This window comes from Rothia sp. LK2492 (genome assembly GCF_040946345.1).
Taxonomy (GTDB): Bacteria; Actinomycetota; Actinomycetes; order Actinomycetales; family Micrococcaceae; genus Rothia; species Rothia endophytica.
On record NZ_JAYWLX010000003.1, the window covers coordinates 1 to 17,041 of the forward strand.

Sequence of the window (17,041 nt, forward strand, 5' to 3'; positions counted from 1 at the left end):
CAAATCAATTAATGGGGGGGCGGGCCCACCTGCTGGTGGGCCCGCCGACCTTTTCATGGACCGGAACTAAGAAACCCTAGTGCTTAGGGATCTTAAACATCATTTCGGTCTTAGGCCTAGCATTATCGACCTCGCCGGGCACACCATCAGCGTGCTTAATCTCAACATCGGTGCGTGAGCTTAGGAACTGGGAAAGCCACTCAGCTAGCAGGGTGAGAGCGAAGTTGATCACTACGAAGATGAGAGCAGCCAACAGCAACATCTGCAGGATGTTACCTTCACCGGAGCCAAAGCGGCGGGCGGCTGCCAATAGCTCGGGGTAGGAGATGATGTAACCCAGGGCGGTGTCCTTGAGGATGACCACGAACTGCGAGAGCAGGGAGGGCATCATGGCGGTCAGTGCCTGGGGCATGAGAACCGAAGTCAGTACAGCCCAGGGAGTCAGACCGATGGCCAGACCGGCCTCACCCTGGCCCTTTGGCAGCTGGTGGACACCGGAGCGTAGTAACTCAGCGATCACCGAGCCGTTGTAGAGGGTCAAGCCTAGAACGACGGCGATGAAGGGCAACTGGGAGGGTGAGAAGAAGGTGAACTGACCCAGGAAGAGCCAGAAGAAAATCATCATCATCAGCACGGGTACAGCGCGGAAGAACTCGACCACCACGGTGCCAAAGCCACGAATATATTTATTGGGTGCTAGGCGTGCCATGCCGAAGAAGAGACCAAATACCACTGAGGTAACAACTGAAATGAGTGCGGCCAGCAGGGTTTTACCCAGAGCAGGCAGGATGTAGTTAACCCAGAGGTTACCGGAGAAGAGTGAGGTCCATTTATCGGCTTCGAGCTGCCCCTGGCGCCCCATCACCATGAGAACGTAGGTCAGCATACCTGCCAGCACCAAAATGGCAATGATGTTGAAAATACGGGTACGGGCACGTGCCTTGGGCCCCGGAACGTCAAAGAGAACAGAGGTTGAGGTCATACGTTTCATCGCTTCACCGCCAGTTTACGAGAGGCCCAGGTGGTCAGTAGACCGATGGGGACGACAATGATGACAAAGCCCATGGCAAAGACAAAGAAAATCATGAAAATGAGGTCTGAATTGAACTCAATCATGGACTTCATCATGCCCGATGCTTCTGCAACCGAGGCTACGGTGGCAACGGTAGTGTTCTTAGCCAGCGCGATTAGGGTGTTACCTAGCGGGGTAATGGAGCCGCGCAGCGCCTGGGGGAAGATGACATAGCGGGCGGTCGGCATGAAGCTTAGACCGATAGCGCGTGCTGCTTCAGCCTGCCCAACGGGCACCGTGTTCACACCTGAACGGATTGCTTCACAGACGAAGGCCGCGTGGTAAATCGCGAGAACGATGGCGGCGTAGATAAAGAAGTTCCATTCAAAGCTGGTAGCTAGTGAGAGTTGGAACTGGGTCCACACGCCCAAAATTGCCAGGGTCATGAGAATAGTTAGCGGAGTGTTACGGATCAGGTGCACGTAAGCGGTACCTGCCCAGCGCAATGAAGGCACCGGGGAGATACGCATGAGTGCCAGCACCGATCCGAGGACGAACGAGCCGATAGCTGCCCAGAAGGTCAGCTGCACGTTGGTCCAGAACGCTCCGAGAACGTCATAGGTGGCAAAGAGCGTGGAGAGCTGTTCAGAGAACGACATGAAAGCCTCCAAAATCTAGAAAATGTGTGTTGAGAATGTTTACTGGGCGGGGACGGTGGCGCAGGCACTATCAAGAACGGGTGGGTTCAGTTCGGCGTTATAGACATAACCCGATGCTCCCACGTTCTTTGCGACAGCTTCTTCCCAGGCACCGGTTTCTACCATCTTGTTGATGGCTGCGTTAATATCAGCGCACTGATCCGAGCCCTTGGGCAGACCAATGCCGTAGCGTTCTTCGGTGAACGTGTTGCCCACCAGCTTCAGTTCGCCCTGATTAGCTCTGGTAGCGCCAAGACCTGCCAGGATGATGTCATCGGTGGTGACAGCATCGACCATGCCGGCGTTGAGCGCAACCACGCAGTCAGAGTAGGAGTTCTGCTGAACCAGCTGCACGGTTGAGGAGTACTTATCCTGAATCTTTTTTGCAGAGGTAGAACCGGTGACGGAGCAGAGATTCTTGCCTGCCAGGGAATCCGGGCCGGTGATATCGGTGTTCTCCTGCTGTACCAACAGGTCCTGGCCTGCGTAGAAGTAGGGGCCGGCGAAGTCTACGGTTTTGAGACGTGATTCAGAGATGGAGTAGGTCGCAAAAATCATGTCGACCTGTCCGTTGACGAGCATATTCTCGCGGTTAGCTGAGGGAGCCTCAACCCACTCAATCTGATCTTCTGAGTAGCCGAGTTCCTTGGCAACGTAACGGGCGACGTCGGTATCAAAGCCGGTGTAGTCACGGCCGTCCTGATAGCCCAGACCGGGCTGATCGTACTTGATGCCAATGCGGATGCTCTCACCCTCAGATGAAGAGCCACACCCTGAGAGGGCGAGGACGCCGGTCGCAGCCAGGGCTAGAGCGGCTAGTGCCTTGCCTTTGAGCTGTGAGAAGTTCATGGTGCACCTGCCCTAGTGGCCGAGAATCTTGCCGAGGAAATCCTTGGCACGATCTGACTGGGGGTTGGTGAAGAACTGATCGGGTGTGGATTCTTCGACGATTTCACCATCTGCCAGGAAAACAATGCGGTCGGCTGCCTTGCGGGCGAACCCCATTTCGTGGGTTACCACGATCATGGTCATGCCTTCTCGGGCTAGGGAAATCATGGTGTCAAGAACTTCGTTGACCATCTCGGGGTCGAGGGCGCTGGTGGGCTCATCGAAGAGCATCACCTTGGGCTGCATCGCTAGGGCTCGGGCAATGGCTACACGCTGTTGCTGGCCACCCGAGAGCTGGGCGGGCATCTTGTGTGCCTGATTATCAACGCCGACCTTCTTGAGCAGGCTCATCGCCAGCTCTTCAGCTTCAGTTTTGCTGAGACCGCGAACCTTGCGGGTCCCTAGAGTGACGTTGTCAAGGATGGACTTGTGCGCGAAGAGGTTGAAGGACTGGAAGACCATGCCCACTTCAGCGCGTAGATCAGCCAGTGCTTTACCTTCTTCAGGCAGGCTGACGCCGTCGATTTTGATGTCGCCTGAAGAGATGGGTTCGAGGCGGTTAATGGTGCGGCAGAGCGTGGACTTGCCGGAGCCCGAGGGGCCGAGCAGGATGATGACTTCACCCTTGCCCACTTCGAGATTGATGTTCTTGAGGACGTGGTGGTCACCGAAGTACTTATTGACCCCGGTTACCTGGACCAGTGCATCGTGAGTCATGCGGGTTTCCCTCCCTATGTGGTGTATTAACTGCCTCGCCGGTAGCATGGGCTACCGAACGTGTGTAGACAAAAAGGTGTATGTGCTTTACCTTACCCTCTCAAACGTAAACAGAAAGTTACACGGCAGGGGTGGAGCGAGTAAGTGAGTGTTTGAGTGGGGTGACAGACAGTAAAGCGCTAGCCGTTGATGGTGGGAAGAGACCGTGAATTATCTTTTAGTTGGCCTGACTTTTCTGGTGCTGGCGGCAGTGGTAGCTGCTTGCGCGGTACTGGGAACTGATCGCTTAATGCCGGGGCGCAGGGTGTTGGACGCTCTAAGCTCTGACGGGGTGGACGCCGCGGTGGGTGGCGAGTTGCCGCTGATTCTTTCGGATCACCCTCGCGGTGAAGAACTGCAAAGCATCCGTTTCTCTACGGCCTTTTTTGGCTATCACCGAGATGAGGTGGATGGCGTGCTGGCTAAGCTCATGGACGAGAACGCACGCCTGCGCTCCCTCCTTGAGAGCGATGGTGCCTCAGCTGAAACGGATCACCTAGGTCAGATCTCCTCGGAGCGACCCTAGATGCTGGCTAGCCGCTCGGAGGGGCAAGAATTTGCCGCTACGGTTTCAACCCTGGATAGTCTGAGCCTGCGACTGAATGCGATAGCTCTTAGACTGGCCCATCACTTTGGCAGGTGGCCGGCCGCCGTGCAGGTTGTGCTGGTCTACCTTGCCAGCCGTATTGTTAGCTGGTTTATTTTTAGTACGGTTGGTTTACAGCAGACATTCAGCCCCTGGAAGCAGGGCGCTATGAGTTACGGCGAATTCGTGATGATTTGGGATGCCGACTGGTACCAGAAAATTTCGCAGCAGGGTTACCCGCAGGCCCTTCCTCTGGATGCGAACGGATTGGTAGCTCAAAATGAGTGGGCCTTCTACCCTCTCTACCCGCTTCTAGCCCGCACGCTGGTGACGGTGACAGGCTTACCCTACGAGACCGTAGCCCCCACCCTTTCTCTACTAGCTGGCTTTGGTGCTGCCTGGTTGCTCTACCGCCTCTTTCGCCTCTGCTGCCAGCAGGCGTCCGACTCTCTCGGCACTGACCGGGGTGAGGAGCGATGGCATACTACCGCCCTGTGGGCCGTAGCTGCTGTCAGTTTCTGCGCTGTAGCCCCGGTGCTACAAACCGGTTATGCAGAGTCTTTGGGACTGCTCTTTCTCATCTGGACCCTTCTCTACCTGGTCCAGGGTTCCTACACCCTGATGCTGGTGCCAGCCCTGCTTGCCGCCCTCACCCGACCGGTGGGGGTCCCCCTGGGAGCCACCGTTGGGATTTGGTGGCTGGTCTGCTGGCTAAGAGATTATTCAGCCCGTAGGCCTCAGCGCGGTGCCGCCCTGGCCGCTCTCGGCACTACCGGCTGGCAGCTAATTTCAGCAGTGATGGTCTGCGCTTTTGCCTTCATCCACCCTGCCCACGCCTGGCTGGTGACCGGCAGAATCGACGCCTATACCGCCACCGAGACAGCCTGGCGGGCAGGCGGGGAACACGTTCTGCCTTTTATGCCATGGGTGCATCAAAGCCAGCACTATCTGGGAGTTGCGGGGCCGCTGGTGCTCACCCTTCTCCTCCTGCTCTTTTTCGCGGCTCTGCTGAGCCGCACCGTGCGACTTAGCCTGCCCCTGCCCCTGCTGCTTTGGGTCTGGAGCTATACCCTCTACATGCTGATGTTCTTTAACCCTCAGTCATCTACCTTCAGGTTGCTCCTGCCGCTCTTTGCACTGTATCTGCCGCTAGTTATGCTCTCATCCTCTCGGGCCTACCGGGGGCTGCTGGTGCTGAGCGGGATAGCCATGCAGTTTGGCTGGGTAGGTTGGCTGTGGCACTGGAAGCAGCTACCCGGCGGGGGAGATTACCCACCCTAAACAGAGCTGAAAACGGGATGTCCCCACAAAAAGGTGCACAGGCTTTATTATTAAAGGAGTCACACAGCGGGTTCGCCTCAGAGCCGCGTTTTTTAGACAGCATCGCAAAGGAGAGACCACCGATGGCAGCACAGAAACCCCGCACTGGCGAGGGCCCGCTTGAAATTGTCCGTGAAGGCCGCAGCATCGTTATGCGCATCCCTGTAGAGGGCGGTGGCCGTCTGGTGTTGGACCTCTCTGAAGCTGAGGTAGAGGCAATCCGCGAATGCGTTGAAAAGTTCTAAAGACCTTAGAACCCTGAATTTTTAGTTCACCCCGGTGCTTAGCGCCGGGGTTTACTTTTTGTAAATGAGATACAGTCCGCTGCCGGCAAAAACTAAGGAGACGTGTACATCGTCCACACAGGCTGCGACGTCGGTGAGCAGGCGCCGCAGGGAAACGCTGCGGGCATCGCGTGCTACCGGATCAGCAACAGCACCACTTGCCAGCGGATCATGAACCACCAGCAGACCGCCGGGTGCAAGCAGAGCCAAGACATCATAGGTGAACTGCTCAGCTTGGTCAGCGCCGGCATCGATAAAGGCGAAATCATAGGAGGCTGCCGAGAGGCGGGGGAGCACATCGGTGGCGTCCCCGGTAATAATGCGCACCCGGTGGTTCTTATCGAGCCCGGCTTCTGCCAGTAGTTCACGAGTGAGCTGGGAATGGGCAGCATCAATATCGAGGGAGGTCAGCGCCGCTCCCTCACGCAGTCCCAAGAGCAGAGCAACCGTTGAGACGCCGCAACCGGTACCAATTTCAACGGCGTGCTCCGCCCCGGTGGACGCCGCTAAAACGGTCAACAAAGAAGCTACCGAGAGAGCCACCGGGGCCGCACTCTGACGCTCAGCCTGCTGCCTCGCCTGGGCGAGAGTTGGCACCTCATAAGGAAACTCTTCAGCGTAACGCCAGCTACGAATCTGTTGGTTGGTATTCAAAGCCCTACCTCTTCGTTTAGCTCTTCATGATTCTAAGAACATCTTATTGAACGGTACCCAAGATTGCCCGTTTTGCCCAGGGAATACTGGTAACCTCGTGATGTGTTTGGAATTAGTGGTCTCGAGTTCATCGTCCTGGCGATCCTGGTGTTTGTGGTCATCGGGCCTGAACGCATGCCCGAATACGCCCAGCAGCTCAAAGATTTCGTCAAGCAGGTACGCCGCATTGCCTTTGACGCTAAGGACGACCTCAAAGAAACTCTCGGCCCTGACTTGGGCGACATCAACTGGCGCCAGTATGACCCTCGCCAGTATGACCCCCGCGTGATTGTGCGTGAGGCTTTTGCTGAGGACGAGGAAGAGCGCCGCAAAGAACTTGAGGCTAGGACTCAGGCCGCACCAGCCGCGTCGGTGACCTCCCGTCTGCCCCGCGGCGCCTGGGCACCCTTTGATTCCGAGGCAACCTAACCCCCTCACTCTTTAGAAGAAGGGCCCGTATCGAGAAGGTGCGGGCCCTTTCCTTCTGCACAAACAAGTATTTACCGGGGATGCACATCGCTAACGAGCACCAAAAGAGCAAGAACTCTAAATAATACTGTTAGACGTTGAAGGGCAGGGGCTTGCCGGCCAGCCCGCGGGGGCGGTGAATTAGCTGGGTTGCGATATCGGTAAAGACCGCTGCTGCCTTAGTTTCTGGTGCCGACCAGACAACCGGTGTGCCAGCGTCCCCGCCCTCGCGCAGAGCCATATCCAGGGGGACTGACCCCAGGAGCGGCACGGGGTAGCCCAGGGCTTTGCCCAGGGAATCAACCAGGATTTGGCCGCCGCCCTCACCGAAGAGAGCCATAGTGGAGCCATCGGGCAGGGTCATAGCTGCCATGTTCTCGATAACGCCGGTCACTTTCTGCTGGGTTTGAAGGCTGAGGGTACCAGCACGCTGGGCGACGTCCACTGCGGCATGCTGCGGGGTTGAAACCAGCAGGATTTCGGCATGGGGGAGTAGTTGTGCCATCGAGATGGCGACATCCCCGGTGCCGGGAGGCAGGTCCAGGAGAAGGATGTCCAGAGCGCCGAAATGGACATCGGTCAAGAACTGTTCCAGGGCTCGGTGAAGCATGGGGCCACGCCAGGCCACCGGTTGATCTGCGGCTACGAACATGCCGATTGAGATGACTTTGATATGACCGTTGCCGGTGGGTGCTTCAACGACCGGGGGGATGATCATGTCATCCATGCGGGTAGGACCTTCGACCAAGCCCAGCAGGCCGGGGATAGAGAAACCGTGCACATCGGCGTCGATGATGCCGACGCTCAGCCCGGCCGAGACAAAGGCTGCTGCCAGGTTGGCGGTTGCTGAGGATTTACCAACACCGCCCTTGCCGGAGGCAACAGCAAAAACACGGGTGAGGGAGTCCGGCGCGATAAAGGGGTTCGCTTTGGTATGCCCCAGACGCTGACGCAATTCGGAACGCTGGTCGGCACTCATATAACCGATTTCTAGATCCAGGTGCTCTACCTCAGCAACCCGACCAACCGCTTCCCGCACGTCCGCTTCGATGGTGTTCTTGAGCGGGCACCCCTCGATGGTAAGCAGGATTTTTACTCGGGCGGTGGTGCCATCCACCTGGGAAGTTTCCACCATACCCAGCTCAGTGATGGGTAGACGCAGCTCCGGGTCAATGACCGTTGCTAGAGCGCTGTTAAGAGAGGTATCGGGTGTCTGTTCAGTCATATTTACGGGGCCGACTACTCAGGTGAGCCGTCGATATCCTTCACCATCTTCTTCTTACGGTTCTTAGGGCGGTGTTCACTCAGCAAGTCGAAAGCGCTGGTTGAAGGGTTGGCTGAGTTGGGGTCGAAGTCCGGGAGCTCCATCTCGTGGTCGCTCTCATCCAGGCCGCGTGCCAGATGCTCAGCGCGGGCAAAGAGCTCTTCCTGGCGTTTTTGAACCTCTTGAATTTCGTCCATTAAATCCCGCATTTCACTGCGCACGAAGTCGCGGGTGGCTACCTCACGTAAAGTGATGCGCAGGGAGGCAATTTCGCGGGTCAGGTACTCAGTTTCTTCCAGGTTCTGCTGGTCGCGCTGGCGGTCCTGTTTAGAGACCACGCGGTCGCGGTCGTCCTGCCGGTTCTGCGCTAGAAGCAGCAGAGGCGCGGCATAGGAGGCCTGCAGGGAGAGCATGAGGGTGAGCAGGGTGAAGTTCAGTGCTCGAGGGTCAAACTGCATTTCTTCGGGTGCCAGGGTGTTCCAGCCCAACCAGACGGCACAGAAAACGGTCATCCACAGGAGAAACTGCGGGGTGCCCATGAAACGGGCAATTTTTTCGGTCATCTGACCGAAGGCATCCGGGTTGGGGTTGGCCAAGAAGAACCTGCGCCGCTTTTTCTCTTGGGGTGTGCCCAGAGTCTGCGCGGTATCTAGCGAAGGGCGTGCATCACTCAAAGCGTCGGCCTACCTTTCGGATCGGGGTCCCATCATCATAGGTGCGCCAGTCATCGGGCAGCATCTCATCGAGCACGTCATCCACGGTGACAGCTCCGACCAGGCGGTCAAACTCGTTAACTACCGGCACGATGGTAAGGTCATAGGTTGCCAGCACGCGGGAGACTTCCTCGATGCTGGCGGCATCATTGACTGCCTCGATTGAGGTATCCAAAATGTTGCCCACCTGCTCGCTGGGGGAATGGCGCAGCAAACGCTGCATATGCACCAGCCCCAGGTACTTGCCGGTGGGGGTTTCCAGGGGTGGACGCGCCACCATAACGGCAGCGGCCAGGGCAGGGGAAATTTCCTCCTGGCGAATGTGCGCTAGTGCCTCGGCAACAGTAGCTTCGGGGGAGAGCACAATAGGTACGGGGTTCATCAACGAACCGGCGGTGCCCTCCTCATATTCGAGCAGACGGCGCACGTCATCGGAATCATCAGGGTCCATGAGGGTCAGCAGCTCTTCACGCTGCTGATCAGAGAGTTCGCTGAGCAAATCAGCGGCGTCATCGGGTTCCATTTCTTCCAGCACGTTGACCGCTCGCTCTACCTCAAGGTGGGAGAGAATCTCTACCTGATCGTCCTCGGGTAGCTCCTGCAAGACGTCCGCTAGGCGTTCATCTTGTAGCTCTTGGGCTACCTCTACCTTGCGTTTTTTGTTCATCTCGTGGATGGCGTCCGCAAGGTCGGCGGGGTTGGAGTCCTCATGGCTTGCCACGAACGCGGTGGCTGCCTGGGGCTCAAAATCGGTGGAAAGGATAGCTTCATGCCAGTCGATAATGAGTGTTTCTTTACGGCGGCGCATCAGCGTATTGTGCCCGCGGGAGACGAAGAGTTCAGAGATAAACCAGTCACCGTTGCGGCGTTGCTCCATCGCGACGTCCTCAATCTGGGCCATGCCAGAGCCGTCCCGCAACTGCACCTTACGGTCAAAAAGTTCACCGACGACCAGGGCCTCTGAACCGCGTTGCTCAAAACGGCGCAGGTTTACCAGGCCCGTCAGAATGATTTGGGTGGAATCGATGCTGGTCACGCGTGTCATGGGCACAAAAATTCGTTTTTTTCCCAAAATCTCAATCACGATACCCACAACCACCGGCTCTTTGAGCTTGGCCAGGGAGCCCACCGCTGAGAACTGTGTGAAACCGTGTTTAAGCACCACAACATCACGCAAGCGGCCTAAACGGTCACCGTGCGGGTCAAAGACATCCAGGCCAAGAAGGCGGGCAATAAAAATCTTATTCGGTGCAGTACTCACAGTTTCTAAGGGTACTAGCCTTTAGAACGCCTCGCTACGCCACACCCACTGTGACAGCCGTCCTTTCTTCTTACCGAGCCAGCAAGGGCGCCAGTGCTCTCGCCCTACCCAGGAACACCTCTCCGTTCACCAGGGGCGATAAAGCACGCCCATCCAGCAAGCTACCAGCAGAGTAAGAGAAAATGGGGGAATGGACCAACTGAAAGCACCCCCAGCCCTTACCATGGCAGACGGCTCGAACATCCCGCCCGGTGAACTTGTGGCAACCTTTTCTGACCGCAAAGAACTTAACAAGGCGGTCGAATTTCTGGCAAGCCAAAAGTTCCCCGTGCACAGCCTCTTCATCGTGGGTCATGACGTCAAGCAGGTGGACTACGTCACCGGCCAGGCAACCTACCCCCGAGCCGCCCTGAACGGTGCCCTACAGGGCATCATGCTGGGCATCATGGTAGGTGTTTTCAACTCGATTCTTACCCAGACCTCCATGCTCGCCAACATTCTGAGCATCGTCCCGCTGGCGATTGCCTTCTGCATCATCTGGTCCATCCTGGTTGCTTCCCGCACCAAGGGAAAGGGGATTCGCACCCGCACCCAGATGCTGCCGACTCGCCTAGACCTCATGGCTATCCCAGCTACAGCTGCCGCCGCGCGTCATCTGCTGCGCGTTCCTCTGCAGGGCCAGCCTCACCAGCCCGCCCAGCATCACCACCAGCAGGTGCCCCATCAGCAGGCACCTCACGACCAAGTTCCTGGGCAGCCGGTAGTACCAGCCCAGCGCACCCAAGCCACTTCAGTACCCGCAGGCTCACTAGCAGCATCTCAGCCTGCTCCCGAACAGGTCGAAGCCCCCACTCCGGTTTTCACCCCACCAGCTGAAACCAACAAGGATGGGTCAAGAGCCGCCAGTAAGTTCGGTCTGCGTATCGACAACCCTCAGCAGTTTGAGCAGCAGATTCGTGAGCAGCCCGCTCCCGCCACCACTAATGAACGGGTGGAGCAGGTACGTGCCCAGCAGAGCGAGTCACGCTACGGGATCCGCGTGGAGGATCAGGCAGAGTTTGAGAGAACCATTCGCCAGGCACCCGCTTCCGCACCGAAAAAGGACGAGGGCAGCCCAGAAAGCTAGGATGCCGTCGTCAATCTGCTGGTAAATGCCGCCCCTGTGCCCGTTAGCGCGTGCACTCCCAACACGAAGCCCCTCACGAGTAGTAACTCGTGAGGGGCTTCTTGGTTCTAAGCTGGGGCTAGCTGCTGAGCTGAGCCATCCAATCCTCAATGCCCTCTACCGTGCGGGGCAGGGCGGCCGAAAGGTTCTCGTTCCCGTTTTCGGTGACGAGCACGTCATCCTCAATACGGATGCCGATGCCACGTAGCTCCGCTGGGATCCCTAGATCCTCTTCCTTGAAGTAGAGACCGGGTTCAATGGTGAATACCATGCCGGGTTCTAGTACGCCGTCCATGTAGAGCTCACGCTTTGCCTGGGCGCAGTCGTGCACGTCTAGACCCAGGTGGTGGCTGGTGCCGTGGGGCATCCAGCGGCGGTGGTGCCCGCCTTCTTCTGACAGGGAAACTTCAGCAGTGACGGGGAGCAAACCCCACTCCTCAAGACGGCTCGCCAGCACCTGCATAGTTGCGGCGTGGATATCCTTGAAACGAGCACCAGGAACAGCTGCTTTAAAAGCGGCCTCTGACGCTTCCAAAACAATGCTGTAAGCCTTAGCCTGAACCTCGGTGAACTTACCGTTGACGGGGAAGGTACGGGTGATATCTGCAGTGTAGAGGGTGTCATCTTCTACACCGGCGTCCACCAGCATGAGTTTTCCGTCTTCTACAGTGCCGTTGTTACGGATCCAGTGCAAAACAGTGGCGTTGTTACCGCAGGCGGCAATGGTGTCGTAGCCTAAGTCGTTGCCTTCAGAACGGGCCTTGGTAAAGAAAGCGGTTTCGATGATGCGCTCGCCGCGGTGGTGGTCGCGAGCAGCAGGTAGAGCTTTGATAACCTCTGCGAAACCGTCAATGGTGTTCGCTACCGAGCGGCGTAGATTTTCTACCTCAATGCTGTCCTTGACCAGACGTGCTTCTGACAGCGCCTCGGTGAGCACAGCGTCCAGCTTGTCAGATTCTTCTAAATCGACGGCGGTGTTGTAGCGGGAGGTATCGACTAGGGCATCCACGTTGAGGTCAACATCGCGGACCAGACGGATGCGAATGCCGCCCAGCGCCTGGTTACCGGCGTTCTTGGTGATTGCAACTTCAAGTTCGGATAGGTCAGCGGTGGCAATACCGTACTCTGCTGACATAGCCTCGAGGGTGGGCCGGGCGCCTACCCAGAACTCACCGTAACGCGGGTCCTTATAGAACTGCTCGGTGTCCCGGCCCGCCAGAGGGCGTAAGTAGAGAGTCGCTTCATGGTTAGACCCGCTATCACCGGTGCCTTCTTCAACAGGCTCAAAGACCAGCACGGCATCCGGTTCGTGATCCAAGCCCAACCCGGTCTGGTGAGCGAAAGCTGAGTGGGGGCGGAACCGGTAGTCGGTGTCATTGGAACGTACCTTCAGTGGGCCGGCTGGGAGAACCAGTCGTTCGCCGGGGAACATCGCTGAGATAGCGGCACGGCGTTGAGCGGTAAAGTCCGCGACGGTGGAGCGTGCGGGTAGCTCGGTGTCTGCTGGAGCCCAATTGGCTGCCATGAAATCAATGAAGGCTTTGGAAGAAGGTGCTGCTGAGCGGTTATTTACGCGCTCTTCGATGGGCTGTTCAGAGCCCGTTGTATGTTCAGAAGTGGTCATATCTCCACTCTAACCTATGGTTTCGCACCCGCCTGGGCGCTCGGTACAGTAGAGGGTATGTACGACCTCCACACCCACTCACAGATTTCTGATGGCACCCAGAGCTTGGATGAGTTAGTCGGTGAAATCGCTACCACCGGGCTGACCGGTTTCGCCCTCACTGACCACGACACCACCGCCGGGTGGCAGCGCGCTGGGCAGCTAGCAGAACACTTTGGGTTGGATTTTTTGCCCGGTATGGAGGTCTCTTGTTCCGGCCAGGGAGTCAGCGTCCACCTCCTGTCGTATATGCATGATCCTCAGGACACCGCTCTGCTGACTGAAATTTCTAGGGCCAGGGAGTCAAGAGTGGGCAGAGCTCAGCGCATGGTGCAACTTCTAGCAGAGGACTATCCGCTCACCTGGGAGGCGGTTCAAGATCATACCCATGAAGGGGCTACCGTGGGACGCCCGCACATTGCAGATGCACTGGTAGCTGCCGGAGTGGTAGCTAACCGGTCCGAAGTCTTTGAAACCATTTTGACGGCCCGCTCTAAATACTATGTGCCCCACTATGCTGTGGACCCTGTACAGGCGGTTAGCTTGGTGCGAGCCGCCGGGGGAGTTCCTGTCATGGCTCACCCCCGGGCGGTAGCCCGGGGGCGGGTAGCGTCTGAAGAGCTGATTCTTGCCATGATTGACGCCGGTCTTGCTGGGCTTGAGGTCTACCACCGGGACAACGGACCAGAAGACCGAACTTGGCTACTACAGGTAGCTAAGGAGTATGACCTGCTGGTCACCGGCTCCTCCGACTACCACGGCGCAGGTAAGCCCAACCGGCTGGGAGAGAACGCGACCGACCGCGAAACCGTTGCCCGGATCCGCGAGCAAGCGCGTTAGATACTTAACTTCTGCCTCTGAGCTGTCCCTAGGCAGGATGCTTCTTCTCTCTTTACTGCTGGAGCCAGGCGGTCGCTGGGCCGGGCAGCTTGTCGTCTACTAGCTCCGCTGAAGCTAGAACCAGCTGACCTGTCGGAAGCTCGATGGGCTGGTCGCCGAAGTTGGTGACGTTGACCCAGCCTGAGGGTCGGCGGAAGGCTAGCACCTGCTCAGAGTCTGTCTCCAGCCACTCAAGTTCTTCAGCCCCTTGGAGCTTGCGGCGGGCTGCCAGCGCTGCCCGGTAGAGGTTGAGCGTTGAGGTGGGTTCGGCGTCCTGCAGGCTCACTGCAGCGTCAGCAAACCAGGTGGGCTGGGGTAGGTGTGCAGTGCCGGGACCGAAGCCGTAGGAGGTTCCACAGCTCTTCCAGGGCAGGGGTACCCGGCAGCCGTCGCGGCCAACATTGACCCCGGGGGAGTTGAAGAAGGTGGGGTCCTGACGCTGGCTATCGGGGATGTCGGCAACCTCGTGCAAACCGAGTTCTTCACCCTGGTAGAGGTAGGCTGAGCCCGGCAAAGCGAGCTCGAAGAGGGTGGCTGCACGAGCACGGGCCAAACCTAGGACACGGTCCAGCTGGCTTTCGGGGCCACCGGCGAGTAGCCACTCGTGGCCCACCTTCTCGTTGGTCTTCCCTTCGACAAAAGGCAGACCGTAGCGGCTGGGATGCCGCACCACGTCGTGGTTTGAGAGCACCCAGGTGCTGGATGAGCCGGACTCAGCAGACAGTTCTAGGTTCTCGGTCACGATCTTTTTGAACTCGTCAGCATCAAAGTGAGCAGTGAGCAAATCAAAGTTAAAAGCCTGTCCCAAACCCTCGGGGCTGGCGTAAGCGGGGCGGCGGTCTCGCTCTACCCAAGCCTCAGCAACGGCGGTGCGTGGCGGGGTGTACTCGTTGAAAACGGTTCGCCATTCGCGGTAAATCTCGTGGACCTCGTCGCGATCCCAGATAGGGTGAGTTCCGTCCTTAGGCAGTTTCTGCAGTTCTGCTTCGCTGGGCAAATCGCCCCACATGTCACCCTTAGCGAGGCCGTGGGCGACGTCAATGCGGAAACCATCAACACCCCGATCTGCCCAGAAGCGGAAGGTGTCCAGGAAATCCTGGTGTACCTCGGGGTTGCGCCAGTTCAGGTCGGGCTGTTCCTTGGCAAAAATATGCAGGTACCATTGGCCGTCCTCGACCTGTTCCCAGGCAGGACCACCAAAAATTGATTCCCAATCTGAGGGCGGTAGCTCACCCTGTTCGCCCAGGCCATCGCGGAAGACGTAACGGTCACGCTCGGGTGAACCGGGGCCTGCGACTAGAGCTGCTGTGAACCAGACATGCTGGTCTGAGCTGTGGTTTGGCACCACATCCACAATGAGCTTGATACCGGCCTCGTGCAGAACCCGAGACATCTCATCAAAATCCTCCAGGCTGCCGATTTTGGGGTCAACGTTGCGGAAATCGTCCACATCGTAGCCACCATCTGCCAGCTGGGAGGGGTAGAAGGGCGACAGCCAGACAGCGTCTACACCCAGCTTCTTGAGGTAGGGAACCCGGCTGGTGATGCCCTTTAGGTCGCCAATAGAGTTGCCGTCGGCATCGGCAAAGGAGCGGGGGTAAATTTGGTAGACGGTGGCTTGACGCCACCAGTTGGGATCATCAGCAGGGGGAACCAGGAGGTTCTCGGGGGTGCTCACAGTGAGTGCCTTTCAGTCGGCGGACGGCTTATGTTTAAGCCTATAGAACCGTCTGCGCCTTAGAGTGCTTATGGCAAAAATTCCTGACTTTGGAGCGACCCCATTACCTCCATCTGCTTCATCCAGCCCGCCGTGAAATCGGCATTTGGCTATGAGCTAAGTAGAAGAATGAGGAGTGTGCGCGCTCCTGTTTCTCCCCGTAAGCTGGGTTACATGAAGTTTCTGAACGATATGACTCCCTCCACCGATCTGACCTACAACGACGTTTTTATGGTGCCCTCCCGCTCGTCTGTAGGCTCACGCATGGGTGTTGACCTTGCAACCGCTGACGGCACCGGCACCACCATCCCTCTGGTTGTTGCCAACATGACCGCCGTTTCAGGCCGACGCATGGCAGAAACTGTTGCCCGCCGCGGTGGAATCGCCATCATCCCTCAGGATGTTCCCGCCGACATTGTGGCTGAGACCATCGCTCGAGTGAAGAACGCCCACCTGCTCTTTGAAACTCCTATCACGGTCAAACCCCACCATACTGCTGGCTATGTGCGCCACCTTTTGCCCAAGCGCGCCCACGGAGCTGCCTTCGTCATGGACGGAGAGCAGCCCATTGGTGTTGTCACCGCAAAAGACCTACGCGGCTGCGATAACTTCGACCAGGTGGAAAACGTCATGTCCACCGAGCTGCTGACCCTTCCCGACACCGTCAGTCCCCAGGAAGCCTTCGAGGTTTTGCACCAGCATTCCCGCAAGGTAGCACCTGTGGTGGACGCGCAGGGAAACCTGGTCGGTGTTCTCACCCGCGCAGCAGCCCTGCGCGCCAGCCTCTACACTCCGGCCACCGATGACCAGGGCCGCCTGCGCATCGGTGTCGCCATCGGCATCAACGGCGATGTAGCCGGCCGCGCCCGCACGCTCCTGGACGCCGGTGCCGACGTGCTGGTGGTAGACACCGCCCACGGCCACCAGGAAAGCATGATTGAAGCCCTCAAAAAGGTGAAGGCTCTAAACCCACAGGTACCCATCGTCGCCGGCAACGTCGTCACCGCCGCTGGCGTTCGTGACCTTGCTGAAGCAGGCGCTGACATCATCAAGGTCGGCGTTGGCCCCGGCGCCATGTGCACCACCCGCATGCAGACCGGCGTTGGCCGCCCCCAATTCTCAGCCGTGCTTGAATGTGCAGCCGAAGCCAACAAACTGGGCATCCATATCTGGGCAGACGGCGGCGTCAAAGACCCCCGCGACGTGGCCCTAGCCCTTGCAGCAGGTGCCTCCAACGTGATGATCGGCTCCTGGTTCGCCGGCACCTACGAGTCACCCGGTGATGTTCTGCAGGACGCCGACGGCCGCCTCTACAAGGAATCTTTCGGCATGGCATCTCGTCGCGCCGTCACCAACCGCAACGCCCAAACCGAAGCCTTTGAAAAAGCCCGTCGCGAAATGTTCGAAGAAGGCATTTCATCAGCCCGCATCTACCTTCCTCAGGACAAGGGCGGGGTTGAAGACCAGATCGATTCCATCATCTCTGGCGTCCGATCCTCCTTCACCTACGCCGGTGCCTCAAGCATCGCAGAATTCGCTGAGCGCGCCACCGTAGGCATCCAGTCCGCCGCCGGCTATGCCGAGGGCCAGGCACGCGAAACCCGCTAGCCCAATCCCTCAACCACTACCGGGGGGCACTTGTTGACCCGGTGGGTAAACCCTCCTACCTAAGAA

Annotated in this window: 17 protein-coding genes; 7 read left to right on the plus strand and 10 right to left on the minus strand. The window is 58.1% G+C overall.

What is annotated here, in order from left to right:
* Positions 1-76: 76 nt before the first annotated feature.
* Genes VVR27_RS03940 through VVR27_RS03955 form a run of 4 tightly spaced genes read right to left on the minus strand, consistent with a single transcriptional unit; the run spans position 77 to position 3,300 of the window.
* Positions 77-982, minus strand: a complete 906-nt coding sequence (locus VVR27_RS03940) for an amino acid ABC transporter permease (protein WP_368547448.1) — start codon at positions 980-982, stop codon at positions 77-79.
* A 5-nt stretch (positions 983-987) separates the two neighbouring features.
* Positions 988-1,671 carry an amino acid ABC transporter permease gene (locus VVR27_RS03945; RefSeq protein WP_251379120.1) on the minus strand — a complete coding sequence of 228 codons (684 nt, stop codon included), beginning with the start codon at positions 1,669-1,671 and terminating at the stop codon, positions 988-990.
* Positions 1,672-1,710: 39 nt separating this feature from the next.
* Positions 1,711-2,559: a glutamate ABC transporter substrate-binding protein gene (locus VVR27_RS03950; RefSeq protein ID WP_368547162.1), complete on the minus strand. Its 849-nt coding sequence runs from the start codon at positions 2,557-2,559 to the stop codon at positions 1,711-1,713.
* A gap of 12 nt (positions 2,560-2,571) precedes the next feature.
* Positions 2,572-3,300, minus strand: a complete 729-nt coding sequence (locus VVR27_RS03955; protein ID WP_368547449.1) for an amino acid ABC transporter ATP-binding protein — start codon at positions 3,298-3,300, stop codon at positions 2,572-2,574.
* A gap of 220 nt (positions 3,301-3,520) precedes the next feature.
* Between VVR27_RS03955 and VVR27_RS03960 the strand changes: the two genes are divergently transcribed.
* The 3 genes from VVR27_RS03960 (at position 3,521) to VVR27_RS03970 (ending at position 5,505) form a co-directional block, all read left to right on the plus strand.
* Positions 3,521-3,880, plus strand: a complete 360-nt coding sequence (locus tag VVR27_RS03960) for a DivIVA domain-containing protein (RefSeq protein WP_368547164.1) — start codon at positions 3,521-3,523, stop codon at positions 3,878-3,880.
* A complete protein-coding gene (locus tag VVR27_RS03965; protein ID WP_368547165.1) occupies positions 3,881-5,221 on the plus strand; it encodes a hypothetical protein in 1,341 nt (446 codons plus the stop codon).
* A 122-nt stretch (positions 5,222-5,343) separates the two neighbouring features.
* Positions 5,344-5,505 (plus strand): DUF3117 domain-containing protein, encoded by a 162-nt coding sequence (locus VVR27_RS03970; RefSeq protein WP_237202120.1) that lies wholly within the window; start codon positions 5,344-5,346, stop codon positions 5,503-5,505.
* 51 nt (positions 5,506-5,556) lie between these two features.
* On the opposite strand, the gene VVR27_RS03975 is transcribed toward VVR27_RS03970, so the two are convergent.
* Positions 5,557-6,198 (minus strand): O-methyltransferase, encoded by a 642-nt coding sequence (locus tag VVR27_RS03975; protein WP_368547166.1) that lies wholly within the window; start codon positions 6,196-6,198, stop codon positions 5,557-5,559.
* A 102-nt stretch (positions 6,199-6,300) separates the two neighbouring features.
* On the opposite strand from VVR27_RS03975, the gene VVR27_RS03980 reads away from it, so the two are divergent.
* Positions 6,301-6,666 carry a Sec-independent protein translocase TatB gene (locus tag VVR27_RS03980; protein WP_346872248.1) on the plus strand — a complete coding sequence of 122 codons (366 nt, stop codon included), beginning with the start codon at positions 6,301-6,303 and terminating at the stop codon, positions 6,664-6,666.
* A 130-nt stretch (positions 6,667-6,796) separates the two neighbouring features.
* Here VVR27_RS03980 and VVR27_RS03985 read toward each other — a convergent pair whose 3' ends face one another.
* Genes VVR27_RS03985 through VVR27_RS03995 form a run of 3 tightly spaced genes read right to left on the minus strand, consistent with a single transcriptional unit; the run spans position 6,797 to position 9,943 of the window.
* Positions 6,797-7,930, minus strand: a complete 1,134-nt coding sequence (locus VVR27_RS03985) for a P-loop NTPase (RefSeq protein WP_368547167.1) — start codon at positions 7,928-7,930, stop codon at positions 6,797-6,799.
* A 14-nt stretch (positions 7,931-7,944) separates the two neighbouring features.
* Entirely contained in the window at positions 7,945-8,643 is a 699-nt protein-coding gene (locus VVR27_RS03990; protein ID WP_409349928.1) for a DUF1003 domain-containing protein, read from the minus strand.
* Positions 8,636-9,943: a magnesium transporter MgtE N-terminal domain-containing protein gene (locus VVR27_RS03995; RefSeq protein WP_368547168.1), complete on the minus strand. Its 1,308-nt coding sequence runs from the start codon at positions 9,941-9,943 to the stop codon at positions 8,636-8,638. Before VVR27_RS03995 ends, VVR27_RS03990 begins: the two co-directional genes overlap by 8 nt.
* Before the next feature lie 190 nt (positions 9,944-10,133).
* Between VVR27_RS03995 and VVR27_RS04000 the strand changes: the two genes are divergently transcribed.
* The gene (locus VVR27_RS04000; RefSeq protein WP_368547169.1) at positions 10,134-11,069 is read left to right on the plus strand and encodes a general stress protein; all 936 of its coding nucleotides are present in this window, start codon (positions 10,134-10,136) and stop codon (positions 11,067-11,069) included.
* Positions 11,070-11,187: 118 nt separating this feature from the next.
* Here the strand turns inward: VVR27_RS04000 and VVR27_RS04005 are convergent, their stop codons facing one another.
* A complete protein-coding gene (locus tag VVR27_RS04005; RefSeq protein WP_368547170.1) occupies positions 11,188-12,732 on the minus strand; it encodes an aminopeptidase P family protein in 1,545 nt (514 codons plus the stop codon).
* A 57-nt stretch (positions 12,733-12,789) separates the two neighbouring features.
* Here VVR27_RS04005 and VVR27_RS04010 point away from each other — a divergent pair, with 57 nt between their 5' ends.
* Positions 12,790-13,611: a PHP domain-containing protein gene (locus tag VVR27_RS04010; RefSeq protein ID WP_368547171.1), complete on the plus strand. Its 822-nt coding sequence runs from the start codon at positions 12,790-12,792 to the stop codon at positions 13,609-13,611.
* Positions 13,612-13,663: 52 nt separating this feature from the next.
* Here VVR27_RS04010 and VVR27_RS04015 read toward each other — a convergent pair whose 3' ends face one another.
* Positions 13,664-15,328, minus strand: a complete 1,665-nt coding sequence (locus VVR27_RS04015) for a glycoside hydrolase family 13 protein (protein WP_368547172.1) — start codon at positions 15,326-15,328, stop codon at positions 13,664-13,666.
* Between the two features lie 213 nt (positions 15,329-15,541).
* Here VVR27_RS04015 and VVR27_RS04020 point away from each other — a divergent pair, with 213 nt between their 5' ends.
* Positions 15,542-16,975: a GuaB1 family IMP dehydrogenase-related protein gene (locus VVR27_RS04020; protein WP_368547173.1), complete on the plus strand. Its 1,434-nt coding sequence runs from the start codon at positions 15,542-15,544 to the stop codon at positions 16,973-16,975.
* Positions 16,976-17,041 lie beyond the last annotated feature (66 nt).

Coding starts and splice junctions, on each gene's coding strand:
- VVR27_RS04000 (WP_368547169.1), top strand. CDS start 10,134: ATGGACCAACTGAAAGCACCCCCAGCCCTTACCATGGCAGACGGCTCG.
- VVR27_RS03965 (WP_368547165.1), top strand. CDS start 3,881: ATGCTGGCTAGCCGCTCGGAGGGGCAAGAATTTGCCGCTACGGTTTCA.
- VVR27_RS03950 (WP_368547162.1), bottom strand. CDS start 2,559: ATGAACTTCTCACAGCTCAAAGGCAAGGCACTAGCCGCTCTAGCCCTG.
- VVR27_RS03940 (WP_368547448.1), bottom strand. CDS start 982: ATGACCTCAACCTCTGTTCTCTTTGACGTTCCGGGGCCCAAGGCACGT.
- VVR27_RS04020 (WP_368547173.1), top strand. CDS start 15,542: ATGAAGTTTCTGAACGATATGACTCCCTCCACCGATCTGACCTACAAC.
- VVR27_RS04005 (WP_368547170.1), bottom strand. CDS start 12,732: ATGACCACTTCTGAACATACAACGGGCTCTGAACAGCCCATCGAAGAG.
- VVR27_RS03970 (WP_237202120.1), top strand. CDS start 5,344: ATGGCAGCACAGAAACCCCGCACTGGCGAGGGCCCGCTTGAAATTGTC.
- VVR27_RS03985 (WP_368547167.1), bottom strand. CDS start 7,930: ATGACTGAACAGACACCCGATACCTCTCTTAACAGCGCTCTAGCAACG.
- VVR27_RS04010 (WP_368547171.1), top strand. CDS start 12,790: ATGTACGACCTCCACACCCACTCACAGATTTCTGATGGCACCCAGAGC.
- VVR27_RS03945 (WP_251379120.1), bottom strand. CDS start 1,671: ATGTCGTTCTCTGAACAGCTCTCCACGCTCTTTGCCACCTATGACGTT.